13 protein-coding genes are annotated in these 12,375 nt (G+C 62.5%); 10 read left to right on the plus strand and 3 right to left on the minus strand.

The genetic code is table 11. The features are described 5' to 3' along the window. Positions 1–42: 42 nt before the first annotated feature. Positions 43–1,215, minus strand: coding sequence for a class I SAM-dependent methyltransferase (locus KBY72_RS01170; RefSeq protein WP_254959896.1), 1,173 nt, complete (start codon positions 1,213–1,215; stop codon positions 43–45). Positions 1,216–1,413: 198 nt separating this feature from the next. Between KBY72_RS01170 and KBY72_RS01175 the strand changes: the two genes are divergently transcribed. From KBY72_RS01175 to KBY72_RS01205, 7 genes are all read left to right on the plus strand, one after another. Beyond that, positions 1,414–3,738 (plus strand): phycobilisome rod-core linker polypeptide, encoded by a 2,325-nt coding sequence (locus tag KBY72_RS01175; RefSeq protein ID WP_254959857.1) that lies wholly within the window; start codon positions 1,414–1,416, stop codon positions 3,736–3,738. 392 nt (positions 3,739–4,130) lie between these two features. Continuing rightward, positions 4,131–4,616: an allophycocyanin gene (locus tag KBY72_RS01180; RefSeq protein ID WP_106502340.1), complete on the plus strand. Its 486-nt coding sequence runs from the start codon at positions 4,131–4,133 to the stop codon at positions 4,614–4,616. A gap of 42 nt (positions 4,617–4,658) precedes the next feature. Continuing rightward, positions 4,659–5,147: an allophycocyanin subunit beta gene (gene apcB / locus KBY72_RS01185; RefSeq protein WP_106502341.1), complete on the plus strand. Its 489-nt coding sequence runs from the start codon at positions 4,659–4,661 to the stop codon at positions 5,145–5,147. A 33-nt stretch (positions 5,148–5,180) separates the two neighbouring features. Further along, positions 5,181–5,381 carry a phycobilisome linker polypeptide gene (locus KBY72_RS01190; protein ID WP_106502342.1) on the plus strand — a complete coding sequence of 67 codons (201 nt, stop codon included), beginning with the start codon at positions 5,181–5,183 and terminating at the stop codon, positions 5,379–5,381. 213 nt (positions 5,382–5,594) lie between these two features. Then, positions 5,595–6,737: an FtsW/RodA/SpoVE family cell cycle protein gene (locus KBY72_RS01195; RefSeq protein WP_254959897.1), complete on the plus strand. Its 1,143-nt coding sequence runs from the start codon at positions 5,595–5,597 to the stop codon at positions 6,735–6,737. Positions 6,738–6,746: 9 nt separating this feature from the next. Next, a complete protein-coding gene (locus KBY72_RS01200) occupies positions 6,747–7,484 on the plus strand; it encodes a cytochrome c biogenesis protein CcdA (protein ID WP_254959858.1) in 738 nt (245 codons plus the stop codon). Next, entirely contained in the window at positions 7,481–8,779 is a 1,299-nt protein-coding gene (locus KBY72_RS01205) for a cytochrome c biogenesis protein ResB (RefSeq protein WP_254959898.1), read from the plus strand. The genes KBY72_RS01200 and KBY72_RS01205 overlap by 4 nt, the downstream gene beginning before the upstream one ends. On the opposite strand, the gene queF is transcribed toward KBY72_RS01205, so the two are convergent. Then, entirely contained in the window at positions 8,776–9,201 is a 426-nt protein-coding gene (gene queF / locus KBY72_RS01210; RefSeq protein ID WP_254959859.1) for a preQ(1) synthase, read from the minus strand. The genes KBY72_RS01205 and queF overlap by 4 nt on opposite strands. A 186-nt stretch (positions 9,202–9,387) precedes the next feature. Between queF and KBY72_RS01215 the strand changes: the two genes are divergently transcribed. Next, positions 9,388–9,726: a P-II family nitrogen regulator gene (locus tag KBY72_RS01215; RefSeq protein WP_106502346.1), complete on the plus strand. Its 339-nt coding sequence runs from the start codon at positions 9,388–9,390 to the stop codon at positions 9,724–9,726. Positions 9,727–9,748: 22 nt separating this feature from the next. On the opposite strand, the gene KBY72_RS01220 is transcribed toward KBY72_RS01215, so the two are convergent. Beyond that, on the minus strand, positions 9,749–10,690 hold the full coding sequence (locus KBY72_RS01220; protein WP_254959860.1) for a TlyA family RNA methyltransferase: 942 nt from the start codon (positions 10,688–10,690) through the stop codon (positions 9,749–9,751). A 113-nt stretch (positions 10,691–10,803) separates the two neighbouring features. Between KBY72_RS01220 and KBY72_RS01225 the strand changes: the two genes are divergently transcribed. Both KBY72_RS01225 and purB read left to right on the plus strand, forming a co-directional pair. Then, complete coding sequence (locus KBY72_RS01225; RefSeq protein WP_254959861.1) at positions 10,804–11,016, plus strand: hypothetical protein; 213 nt, start codon at positions 10,804–10,806, stop codon at positions 11,014–11,016. A gap of 44 nt (positions 11,017–11,060) precedes the next feature. Then, positions 11,061–12,356, plus strand: coding sequence for an adenylosuccinate lyase (gene purB, locus KBY72_RS01230; RefSeq protein ID WP_254959862.1), 1,296 nt, complete (start codon positions 11,061–11,063; stop codon positions 12,354–12,356). The last annotated feature ends 19 nt before the right edge of the window (positions 12,357–12,375 follow it).

Raw genomic sequence — 12,375 nt, forward strand, 5'->3', positions numbered from 1 at the left:
AAAAGGCGCGCGGAATCTATCACGGTCCTGATCCCTGCCCCCTCAGAGCACCGGCAGCAAAACCCTCTGGTTCAGCAGTTGGCGGGCCACGGCAAGCCGTTGCGCTGCAGGCCAATCCAAAGGCAGCTGGCCGATCGCCACACCCGGTGCGGTCTCAAGGGCAGCCATCAAATTGAGCCCCGCCTCGCTGACGTCAAGGGGCGTTAGGTCTGGCCCCATCAAGCGGGTGGCTGGCCAACCCCAAAGGCAGCGGTTTATTTCACCCCGAGCTGCCAGCAAAACTTTGTCGTCGCTCCAATCGGGTGCCCTCACCGCACCATGGCTGAGAAAAAATTCGAAATGGCTGATATCAGGATCAAGCTCCTCCACCAGGCTCCACTGCTCAAGCTGACTGAGGCCCTGGGCCCGCTCCAGCAGCTCACCACTAAGCAAGCGCGCGGGCGACCACACCTCCGGATTGGAAAACCCGGCAAACTCCAAACCGGCTGAGGCGACAAAAGCCAGCAGACGTTCGAGGTTGTAGCTGGTCTCTTGGGGGTGCAGATACATATCCGCAAAATTGGCATCGGCTGCCGTGTCGACGATCCAGCGCCGCTCGTGATGCTGGCGCAGTCGGTTTCCCTCAGGCAACTCAGCCAGCAGCTGGCGACCCAGCCTTAGCCCCTCCGCTCCTGAACCGACGGCCAGCCGTGCCAAGGCCCGCTGGGTGCGGTGAATTTCCCAGCGGCCGCCATCCGCATACAAAAAGAGATGCAGTAGCCCGCCTGGCCGCAGCAATCCAGCCAATGACTGCAAACCAGCCTCTGGCTCGCGCAGGTGGTGCAGAACACCAACGGAATTGATGTAGTCGAAGGGTCCCTCGCCAGCCAGATCAAGCAGGCTGCGCTGTTCGATACGCAACTCCCGCACTGCTTTTGCAGCCCCTGAACGTCGGGTGCGCTCCCGTGCCACCTCAAGCGCTCCGGCGCTGATATCTACCGCCAGGACCGAGGAACCGGGGTTGAGGTGGCAGAGGTAATCGGTGCTGACGCCGGTGCCGCAGCCGGCGTCGAGAATCCGCCAAGACCGTTCACCTTGGTCGGAGCGCGGCGGTAGGGCTCCAGTAGCAGCAGCCCAGGCGCTATCGATGCACCAGCGCCAGTTGTATCCAGGGGGTGGGCCGTCTTGGAGGGGGTCTCCCGGGTAGGGGAAACGGTCGTAAAAGGCGCTCACCATCGGCGTGGCGGCATCACTGGCAGGCAAGGACGGATCAGCGGCAACCGGCTGAGCTTTTCACGTCCAGCGGCCACTAGAACGAGTCAAAACGGGTCAATTGGCATCAGCAAGCCAGCGAAGCTGCAAACATTTGTTCATGGCTGGGCAAAGGCCCCGAGGGCCCGCCGTAACGTGGCCCTGCCCGGTTCGCTCTCGTCAATGACCGTGACCGCCAGCAGCGGCAGCACCAGGGTTTCACCCCAGCGCTACGACACCCTGCCGCTCTCCAGCGTCCGTCAGGCGGAGCAACAGGATCGCTTCCCCGACGGCGGCGAGCTTGAAACCTTGGTGGCGTTTTTCCAGAGTGGCCAGCAGCGCTTAGAAGCTGCACGCCGCATCTCAGAAAACGCTGATTTCATCGTGGCCAAGGCGGCCAACCGGATCTTCTCCGGAGGCACGCCCCTCTCCTACCTAGATGCTCCCTTGAGCGTCGTCAGCAGTGGGTCCAGCGACGCCACCCCCTTGGCCGCTGACCAGGCCGCCTTTCAGCGTTCGGTGCAGACCTTCGCCCAGGGCACCGGCAACTCCAGCGGCAACCTGATCACTCGCTTGCTCGAAAGCTCAGGTGGCGACGCCGATGTAAGGGTTGTGCTGCCCACCGGCTTCAGCCCGATTGCCGTGGGCCGTTACGGCACCGATCGGATGCGCAAGTCGCTGCGCGACATGGGCTGGTTCCTCCGCTATGTGGGCTACGCCCTGGTGGCAGGAGACCCCAGCATCCTGGCCGTGAACACCCGCGGCCTGCGCGACATATTGGAGAAGGCCTGCTCATTGGCGGCTACCAATGTGGCCCTGCAGGAAATGCGCGCCGCAGCCGCCGGCCTCTGCAAAGACAATCCCCAGGCCCGCGAGCTGGTGATCCAGTACTTCAACGTGCTGCTCGCCGAACTGCAGGTGGCCACACCAAGCACCCGGCAGCGCCTCGGCAGCCCTGAAAGTCAGGGCCTGCAACTGCCTGCCACCTATGCCCTAGCCGCAGACGGCAAGCAGCGCTTCATCATGAGAAAGCGCCTAAGTGGCGCCCAGAAAGCCGAAGTGATTCGAGCCGCCTATCGCCAGGTTTTTGAACGGGACATCGCCAAGGCCTACAGCCAGACGCCCTGCCCGGTTGAAGCCAGCCAGGTGCGCCAGGGCCAGCTGTCGATGCGGGAATTCATCCGCTCCCTCGGCCACAGCAAAGAATATCGCCAACAGTTTTTCGGACGCTTTTCCAATAGCAGGGCGGTTGAGCTGGCCTTCCGCCACTTCCTCGGTCGCGGCATCAGCTCCCGTGAGGAATTCACCCGCTACTTCGACATCGTCAGCGTCCAAGGCCTGAATGGTCTAGTGGATTCCCTGATCAACACCTTGGAATACGCGCGGGTGTTCGGCGAGGAAACCGTGCCCTACCTGCGGGATCTCGGTGAAGAAGCCCAGGAGAGTGCCGGCTGGGGATCAAACCGCAAGCTATTCCGCTTCAGCGCGCCTTTTGAAGGCGCACCCCAATACGTCACCCTCTACGCGTCCTATCGCCAACCCTTCGCCGATCAGCACGTCTACGGCGGCGGCAACGATCCCCTGGCCCTCAACTTCGGCGCGATTTTCCCTTCCGGCACCGCCTCAGTGGCCACCCGGCCAGCGCCCTACGGCTACGACAGCCGCCGCATCCTGATCGGCAATGGCTTGGCCCAGCCTGGCCAGATGGACAGCGCCCAGTTCCGTAAGGCCCAGCCCCGCCGGGTGGGGCCCAAGGTTGTACGCCTCCAGCAGATTGCTACCGGCGGCAGCTCCGTGCCCACCCGTGGCGGCCAGCCCAGCATCCGTGGCACTGAAGCCAGCACCCAGGCCGTTATTAATGCGGTCTATGTGCAAGTTTTAGGCACTGCTGGCTATGCCGGAGAGCGCAATAAGGTTGAAGAAATCAAGCTCGAGAACGGCGATATCAGCCTGCGGGAATTCATCCGCCAGGTCGCCCGCTCCAAGGCCTTCCGCCGCCGTTATTGGAGCGGCCTATACATCACCAAGGCCATCGAGGTTATACATCGCCGGCTGCTAGGTCGCCCAACCTTCGGGCGATGGGAAATTGACGCCTACTTCGATACCGCTGCCCGCACCGGCTTCTACGGCGTCGTCGACGGGATCCTGAACAGCCGCGAATACAACGAAACCTACGGTGAAGATATAGTCCCCTACGAGCGATTTGTCACCGCTACTGATCGCAATGCGCGCAAGGTGCCCGGCCTCAACCGCGCCTTCGACGCCTCTGCCTATGCCAATGAATTTACCCAGGACAAACGTCCAAACGTGCCCGTTGACCAGACCGTACGCACTACCGGAGATGTAACCAATCGCAACCTGCCGGGGCGCCGGCAGATTGTCGTGGGGAGCTGGACAGCTCAGACCGTAGGGGGAGAAACCATGACGGCATCTCGGCCCGAAGACAACTTCATCGCAGGGCCGGGCAGCATCCGCCAAGCACCTGCACCAACTCGCCGCTGGAAGTAGGCCCCTACGCCCAGCAACGCCTCAACCCGATGCCACCCCTGCGCGCTGCTTCAGCGACTTCGCGAGCCTCCCGGAGACACTTCGGGGGGTTTTTTATGATCAAGATAATAATTGTCGCAAAAGTTGAGCCGCAAGCCGAAACAAGTGGAGCGATTAGCGAAGCAAAATGATGAATAATTGCTGCGCCAAGCCGCTATTAACAATACCGCCCAAAGCCATTGCGCCGCAAGGGGTTTTTCAACCACAAACGCCATGAAGAACTGTTACCGCCAGGGGGCCAGCGAGGGGCTTTGCCGCAGAATGATTTGGCGATCGGCGCAAGTCGATCCTTTCCCTTACCCACCGGATATCGGTCTCCGTCAAGGCGGCCGCTTGTTTCGAGGCAGAACTGCATGAGCATCGTCTCCAACTCGATCATCAACGCGGACGCGGAAGCCCGCTATCTCAGCCCTGGCGAACTCGACCAGATCAAGTCCTTCGTGGGCGCTGGTCAACGTCGTATCCGCGTCGCCCAGGTTCTCGGAGAAAGCCGCGAGCGCATCGTCAAGACCGCTGGTGGCGCCCTGTTCCAGCGGCGTCCCGACGTGATTTCCCCCGGCGGCAACGCCTACGGCGAGGAGATGACCGCTTCGTGTCTCCGCGACATGGACTACTACCTGCGTTTGGTGACCTACGGGATCATCGCCGGCGATGTGACCCCCATCGAAGAGGTTGGCATCATCGGAGCCAAGGAGATGTATCGCTCCCTCGGCACTCCCCTCGATGCCATGGCTGAGTCCGTGCGGGAAATGAAGAACGCCGCCATGGGTCTACTTACCGGCTCTGACGCTGAAGAAGCCGGCTTCTACTTCGACTACGTCATTGGCGCCCTCTCCTGAGGCAGCGTTCTTTTACTACTCCCCGCCACCACAGCTGGATTCATGCAAGACGCGATCACAAACGTCATTAACCAGGCCGACGTTCAGGGCCTGTACCTGGACGACTCCGCCATGGGCCGCCTGGAGCAGTACTTCACCAGTGGTGAACTGCGCGTCCGCGCCGCTGCCACCATCAGCGCCAATGGTTCGGCGATCATCAGAGAGGCCGTAGCTAAGTCGCTGCTGTATTCGGATGTCACCCGTCCGGGCGGCAACATGTACACCACCCGTCGCTATGCAGCCTGCATCCGCGATCTGGACTACTACCTACGTTACGCCACCTACGCCATGCTGGCTGGGGACACCTCCATCCTGGATGAGCGGGTGCTGAATGGTCTCAAGGAGACTTATAACTCCCTGGGTGTACCCATTGGTGCCACCGTGCAATCCATCCAGGCCATGAAGGAAACCACCGCTGCACTGGTGGGTCCTGATGCCGGTCGTGAAATGGCCGTCTACTTCGACTACATCTGCTCCGGCCTGGGCAACTGATCCCTGCCATCGGCACACCCGAGGATCATCTCCATGCGTCTGTTCAAGATCACGGCTTGCATTCCTTGCCCGGAAAAGAGCCGCTCCCAGCGTGAGCTTCAAAACACCTATTTCACCAAATGGGTGCCCTACGACAGCTGGTTCGCTGAGCAGCAGCGGATCATGAAACAGGGCGGCAAGATCCTCAAAGTAGAACTAGCCGCTGGGCGTCGCCAACAGAACGTCGGCAACTGATTATTCAGTACATTTCGTTTCTTCCCAAGCTCGGCAGATGCCGGGCTTTTTTGTTGTTTTACTCTGGCTGCCAGGGGTCGACAACACCCCCCCGGGCACGGCTCAATGGGTTGAAGATGGCCCTACCTCTGCCACTCCCCAATTCCAGCCTTGGCCCGCACCGCAACTCACAACCTCCACCGCGACGCTGTCGGCGGTCCTCCGAAGGCTGGGGTGCTGCTGCCGTTGCCCTGGTCCCAGTGGCCTGCAGAGGCCAGATTGCTTCTGGGCATGGTGGCGGTCTGGAGCGTGATCGGACTACTGGTGCTCACCTCCGCCAGTTGGTGGGTAGCTGAACGGGAGATGGGCGACGGCGCCTTTTATCTCAAACGCCAGCTGGTTTGGATGGCTGCCAGCTGGGGGCTGCTCTGGTTTGGCTTGCGCACCAGCCTGCGGCGCTGGTTGCACCTAGCTCCGCTGGGGTTGTGGGTTGGGATCATTCTGGTCGCAGCCACCCTGGTGATGGGCAGCACTGTCAACGGCGCCAGTCGCTGGCTGGTGCTTGGACCGGTACAGCTGCAGCCATCGGAATTGGTCAAGCCTTTTGTGGTGTTGCAGGGCGCTGCCCTTTTTGCCCACTGGAAGCGCATCGGCAACGACCAGAAACTGCTATGGCTAGGGGCATTTGGGGCCCTGATCCTGCTGATCCTCAAGCAACCAAACCTCAGCACCGCCGCCCTATCAGGGCTGCTGCTCTGGCTGATGGCCCTGGCTGGGGGCCTTTCCCTGCCCATGCTGCTCGGGGCAGCCGGAGCGGGAGGGCTGCTTGGCAGCGCCAGCATCATGATCAACGAATACCAGCGTTTGCGGGTGGTGTCCTTCCTGGATCCCTGGCGGGACGCCCAGGGGGACGGCTACCAACTGGTGCAGAGCTTGATGGCGATCGGCTCAGGAGGCTTTCTAGGCGAGGGGTTTGGCCTTTCCACCCAGAAACTGCAATACCTGCCGATCCAGAGCACCGATTTTATTTTTGCAGTTTTTGCTGAGGAATTTGGCTTCGTGGGCTCGCTGGTGCTGCTGCTGTTTTTGCTGCTGTTTGGCTTTGTGGGCCTGAGGGTTGCTCTCAGCTGCCGCAGCAACCAGCAGCGCCTAATCGCCATCGGCTGCACCACCTTGCTGGTGGGCCAATCCATCCTCAATATCGCCGTAGCCAGCGGTGCCATGCCCACCACCGGCCTGCCTTTGCCACTGATCAGCTACGGCGGCAACTCCTTGATGGCCAGCCTGCTTATTTGCGGCTTGCTGATCCGCTGCTCGCTGGAGGCAGGCGGTCTTGCCCCTACCCCCAGGCGCCGCCGCACCGCAGCTGCCCGATAGGCTGATTGGATGATTAGTTTTGGGCCCCAACTGGCCGATTGGGCCCGCAGCAGCGAGACGCTGCTGCAGCGCTCCCTGGCCAGCCCCACCCCCACCACCGTTGGGGTTGTCTTTGCTGGCGGCCTGCTCACGAGCCTGGGGCCCTGCTCCCTGTCGCTTTTGCCGGTCACCCTTGCCTATCTGGCTGGTTTTGGCGGCACGCCCGGCGTTAAGCCCAGCCAGGCTCCCTGGCAGCGCAGCCTCAGCTTTGCGGCCGGCATCGTGGCCTCCTTGGTGCTGCTGGGCTTGGTTAGCGGCCTACTGGGCCGGATCTACGGCCAAATCCCCGGGCTGATTCCCACGGTGGTGGCTGTGCTTGCCCTGCTGATGGGCCTAAACCTGCTGGGCCTGCTGAAGCTGCCCCTGCCCGCCGGACCCGATCCTGAAGTCTGGCGTCGCCGGGTGCCAGCCCCCCTAGCTCCTTTGGCGGCAGGGTTGGCTTTTGGATTGGCCGCAACCCCATGCACAACGCCAGTGCTGGCTGTGCTGCTGGCCTGGATGGCCCAGAACGGCAAACCACTGGTAGGCATGTTGCTGCTCACCAGCTTTGGAGCGGGTCAGGTGGTGCCGCTGCTGCTGGCCGGCACGGCGGCCGCCAGCCTGCCGGGCTTGCTGAGCCTGAGGCGGCTGGGCCAATGGGTTCCCCCGATCAGCGGCGTGGTGCTGGTGACCACCGGCGCCCTCACCCTGGTGGCCAACTGGCGATGAAAGCCTTGCTGCGGCTGGTCGGCTGGATTTCCGATCTGCGGGTAGCGATCGTGCTGCTGCTGGTGATTGCCGTCACCAGTGGCGTCGGCACGGCCATCCCCCAGCGGGAACCAGCCGACCTTTACCACCGGCTCTACGACCCCCAGCCCTGGCTCGGCCTGCTGAACGGTGATGGGGTGCTGGCCCTCCAGCTCGACCATGTGTATTCCAGCGGCTGGTTCCTGGGGCTGCTGGCCTGGCTGGCCCTAGCCCTGCTGCTATGCAGCTGGCGCCGCCAGTGGCCCGCCCTGCAGGCCGCCCTGCGCTGGATCGACTACAGCACCCCCCGCCAGCTCAGCAAGCTGAGCGTGGCCGAAACCCTCAGCACCAACTCCCCCACGGCGAGCCTCGATCAGCTGGCCGGACTGCTGCAGCGCCAGGGCTGGCAAATTCAGCGCCACGACGACCGCCTAGCAGCCCGCAAGGGGCTGCTAGGCCGGGTCGGGCCCCTGCTGGTGCACGCCGGGATGGTGGTGCTGATGCTCGGAGCCGCCTGGGGGGCACTTGGGGGGCAACGGGCTGAGCAATACCTCGCCCCCGGCCGCAGCCTGGAGCTGATGGACAGCCGGGGCAGCAGCCAACTCACCCTCGCCCTCGACCACTTTTCAATCCAGCGCGATCCCGCCGGACGACCTGAGCAATTCACCTCCCAGTTGCGCATCTTGGAGGGCGATGGCAGCGGCGGCAGCCTGCTGAAGCAGGCTGAGATCAGCGTTAACCATCCGCTGCGCTTCAAGGGGGTCACCCTTTATCAAGCCGACTGGGCCCTGGCCACCATCAGCCTGCAACTGGGCAAAAGCCCCCTACTGGAGCTACCGCTACAGAGCTTTCCTCAGCTAGGCGAACAGATTTGGGGAATCGTGCTGCCCACCCGTCCCGATGGCAGCGAGCCGGTGCTGCTCAGCTTGGGCAGCGAACAAGGCCCTGTGGAGATCTACGGCGCCGACGGAATCTCCTTAGCTCGCCTAGCCCCAGGCGGCGCAGCTGTGGAAGTGAAAGGGCTACCGATACGGGTTGAAAGCGTGCTCCCCGCCAGTGGCATCCTGCTGAAGCGTGATCCTGGGGTTCCACTGGTTTATGCAGGATTTGCGATCGCCCTAGCCGGCGGTGGTCTCAGCTTGCTTGCTACGCGTCAGCTTTGGGCCATCGCTGAGCAGCCGGCCGGCCAAGCGGGTCAGCTGCACGTTGCGGGCCTCTGCAACCGCAATCTCACCGGCTTCGCTGCCGAGCTGCCCCAGATGCTCGCCCAGCTCTAACAATCCAGCCGCGTGCCGTGGCTGACGCGCACCACGGTGTGAACGTTGCCGCGGGGGTGAAAATCAGCCTCCAGCTGCATCCACTGGGGATCGGTGGCGGCAACCAGATCATCCAAGATGCGATTGGTCACCTCTTCATGGGAAATGGAGCGGTCGCGGTAGCTGTTGACGTAGAGCTTGATGGCCTTGAGCTCCACCACCCGGGGGCCGGGCTGGTAGATCAGGCGCAACACCGCAAAATCGGGGTACCCGGAAAATGGGCACTTACAGGTGAACTCCGGCAGCTCGATGGAAATCTCGTAGGCACGGGCAGGCCTGGGATTGTCAAAACAGATCAGCTCTGCTTCAGCGATGGCGCGCTCGCCATACATGGGCGCCTGGGTGAGGGAGGACGCGTTAGCAGAAGCTGGGCTGGAAGACATCGGAGCAAGGAAAGGGTAAGGGCCAGTGCCACTGGGCGATCTTAAGGAAAGTGGCCGCAGCCAACGGCTGCCCGAGCCGGTAGCAATCGCTACGACGACCCCCGCAAAGCTCGGGCGTAATGGCTTTACTCCCTACCATCGGCAGGGATTTCCTGAGAGACTTCCTAATTAGCCCGAGCTGTTCCTATGAAAAAAATTGAGGCCATCATTCGTCCCTTCAAGCTCGAGGACGTCAAGGTCGCCCTGGTCAATGCGGGGATCGTGGGCATGACCGTGAGCGAAGTGCGGGGTTTTGGCCGTCAAAAGGGCCAGGTAGAGCGCTATCGCGGCTCTGAATTCACCGTCGAATTCCTCCAGAAGCTGAAACTTGAGATAGTTGTCGATGACGACAAGGTCGACACCGTGGTTAGCGCCGTTCAAGACGCGGCCCGCACCGGCGAAATCGGCGACGGCAAGATCTTCGTGAGCACGATTGATTCGGTGGTTCGAATCCGCACCGGTGATCGGGACAGCGGCGCCATCTGAGCGCCAGCACCCCTTTTGATTTTTATTCCCTGGGAGTCAGCGTGCTGGCTACCAGGTTTTTTATTTGCTCTGGGCTGATTGGCGCAGGGCGGATTGGCGCAGAGCTGAATTTCGGGTCGCTTTGGGCTGGTTCAACAAGCTGTTCAACAGGCTCAAAAACATCCACTGCAACATCCCCGGCAACATCACCCATTCCGACCCGCCCATCGCAATCGGAGCGCCGCAGCCAGAGCAAGTATTCGTGGTTGCCGGCAGGTCCAGTGATTGGTGATGCCACCAGGCCGCAAGCCACCAAACCCAGGCCAGAGGCCGCGGTGATCACCCCTTCGATGGCATCGCAATGCGCAACCGGATCACGCACCACCCCGCCCTTGCCCACCCGGCCCTTGCCCACCTCAAACTGGGGTTTAACCAGCAACAGCAGATCCACGGGTGCTTGGGGTTGCAGCAGCGCCAGCAGGGCAGGCAGCACCAAGGCCAAGGCAATAAACGACACATCGGCCACCGCTAGATCGGGCCAGGGGTCTTCGGGGCCGTAAAGAGCATCCGGGGTGAGGTGACGCAGGTTGGTGCGCTCCTTGAGCACTACCCGCGGATCACTGCGCAGGCTCCAGGCCGTCTGGCCGTAGCCCACATCAATTCCATAAATGCGGCAGGCCCCGTGCTGAAGCAGACAATCGCTGAAGCCGCCAGTGGAGATGCCGCCATCAAGGCAAACGCGCCCCTGCACGGCGATGGGGAAGGCCTCAAGGGCCCGCACCAGCTTTTCGCCACCCCTTGATACATAGCGAGGAAGTTGCTGCACCACCAGCTCGGCCTCCGGCAACACCTCGGTGCCTGGTTTATCGAGCACTTTGTCGCCGTGGCGCACCCGCCCGGCCCTAATCAACAGCTGGGCCTGCTGACGACTAGCCGCCAGGCCGCGGGCCACGAGCTCCAAATCCAGTCGTTGCTTGCGAGCCATGGCGCTCCACCTTTTGTGATCAAACCACAACGCAAACGGAACAGATTCCAAGCATCTCTGCCTCCGCACCAAAACCCGGCAGAGGATGGCACCCAGAAGTTGATCCGGCACCGATGGCCACCTCAATCCGGACCGCGAATGCTGCAGCCAATGTGCTGGAACTGCTCTATCCCGGCAGCTTCGTCAAACTGCGCAATCAACCTTCCGACCTGCCCCCCTTCCAGCTGATCCAGTGCCGCGGCGGCCGCTGCTGGGTGCGGCAGCAGGCCTGGGGCCATCAGGTGCACTGGGAGGTGGAGCACCAACGCCTGACGACCGCTGCCTAAGGGGCGCACCCATACATTGGTCTGGCAGTGAGCCAGGCGCGGCCTTGATCGAGCGTTACACCCTGCCCGAGATGGGCGCCCTGTGGAGCGAGCAGGCGAAGTTCCAAAGCTGGCTCGATGTGGAGATCGCTGCCACCGAGGCCAATTGTGATTTGGGGCGAGTGCCCGCTGAGGCAGTTGCGACGATTAAGGCGAAGGCCAGATTTTCGGTAGAGCGGATCCTCGAGATCGAGGCCGAGGTTCGCCACGACGTGATCGCCTTCCTCACCAATGTGAATGAACACGTGGGGGATGCGGGCCGCTACATCCACGTGGGCATGACCAGTTCAGATGTGCTCGACACAGGCCTGGCCCTGCAGATGAAAGCTTCGGTGGCCCTACTGCGCGCCGAGCTTGATGCCCTCGCCGATGCCCTCAGGGCGCTAGCCCGCGAGCACAAGGGCACGGTGATGATCGGCCGCAGCCATGCCATCCACGGCGAGCCGATCAGCTTCGGCTTCAAGGTGGCCGGCTGGCTGGCGGAAGTGGAACGCAACCGCGAGCGCCTCGAGCGGCTCGAGCGGGTGGTGAGCGTGGGCCAGATCAGCGGCGCCATGGGCACCTACGCCAACACCGACCCCCAGGTGGAGGCGATCGCCTGCGCCAAGCTTGGCCTGGAGCCAGATACGGCCAGCACCCAGGTGATCGCCCGCGATCGCCACGCCGAATACGTGCAGACCCTGGCCCTGGTGGGCGCGGCACTGGAGCGCTTCTCCACCGAGATCCGCAACTTGCAGCGCACCGACGTGCTCGAGGTGGAGGAAAATTTCGCCAAGGGGCAGAAGGGCAGCTCGGCCATGCCCCACAAGCGCAACCCGATCCGCAGCGAGCGGATCAGTGGCCTGGCCCGAGTGCTGCGCAGCTATGTGGTGGCGGCCCTGGAAAACTGCGCCCTCTGGCACGAGCGCGACATCAGCCACAGCTCGGTGGAGCGCATGATGCTGCCCGACTGTTCCGCCACCCTGCACTTCATGCTGCGGGAGATGACCGAGGTAGTGAAGGGCTTAGGGGTCTACCCAGACAACATGGCCCGCAACATGAACGTTTACGGCGGAGTGGTGTTCAGCCAGCGGGTGCTGCTGGCCTTGGTGGAAGCCGGCATCAACCGCGAAGACGCTTACCGGATCGTGCAGCGCAACGCCCACAGCGCCTGGAATATGGACGGCGGCAACTTCCGCGCCAACCTTGAAGCCGATGCAGAGGTGATCAGCAAGCTCAGCGCTGAGCAGCTGGCTGAGTGTTTCAGCACCGATCTGCATCAGGCCAACCTGGACGTGATCTGGCAGCGACTAGGGATTTAGCTAAGGATTTGAGCTGGCA

The sequence above is a fragment of the Cyanobium sp. BA5m-21 genome, from assembly GCF_024346235.1.
GTDB classification, from domain to species: domain Bacteria; phylum Cyanobacteriota; class Cyanobacteriia; order PCC-6307; family Cyanobiaceae; genus Cyanobium_A; species Cyanobium_A usitatum.

Excerpts from the sequence above, each read along its gene's own strand:
- KBY72_RS01200 (WP_254959858.1), top strand. The coding sequence starts at position 6,747 with ATGATTAGTTTTGGGCCCCAACTGGCCGATTGGGCCCGCAGCAGCGAG.
- KBY72_RS01170 (WP_254959896.1), bottom strand. The coding sequence starts at position 1,215 with ATGGTGAGCGCCTTTTACGACCGTTTCCCCTACCCGGGAGACCCCCTC.
- KBY72_RS01175 (WP_254959857.1), top strand. The coding sequence starts at position 1,414 with ATGACCGTGACCGCCAGCAGCGGCAGCACCAGGGTTTCACCCCAGCGC.
- KBY72_RS01190 (WP_106502342.1), top strand. The coding sequence starts at position 5,181 with ATGCGTCTGTTCAAGATCACGGCTTGCATTCCTTGCCCGGAAAAGAGC.
- KBY72_RS01215 (WP_106502346.1), top strand. The coding sequence starts at position 9,388 with ATGAAAAAAATTGAGGCCATCATTCGTCCCTTCAAGCTCGAGGACGTC.
- KBY72_RS01220 (WP_254959860.1), bottom strand. The coding sequence starts at position 10,690 with ATGGCTCGCAAGCAACGACTGGATTTGGAGCTCGTGGCCCGCGGCCTG.
- KBY72_RS01225 (WP_254959861.1), top strand. The coding sequence starts at position 10,804 with ATGGCCACCTCAATCCGGACCGCGAATGCTGCAGCCAATGTGCTGGAA.
- queF (WP_254959859.1), bottom strand. The coding sequence starts at position 9,201 with ATGTCTTCCAGCCCAGCTTCTGCTAACGCGTCCTCCCTCACCCAGGCG.
- apcB (WP_106502341.1), top strand. The coding sequence starts at position 4,659 with ATGCAAGACGCGATCACAAACGTCATTAACCAGGCCGACGTTCAGGGC.
- KBY72_RS01205 (WP_254959898.1), top strand. The coding sequence starts at position 7,481 with ATGAAAGCCTTGCTGCGGCTGGTCGGCTGGATTTCCGATCTGCGGGTA.
- KBY72_RS01180 (WP_106502340.1), top strand. The coding sequence starts at position 4,131 with ATGAGCATCGTCTCCAACTCGATCATCAACGCGGACGCGGAAGCCCGC.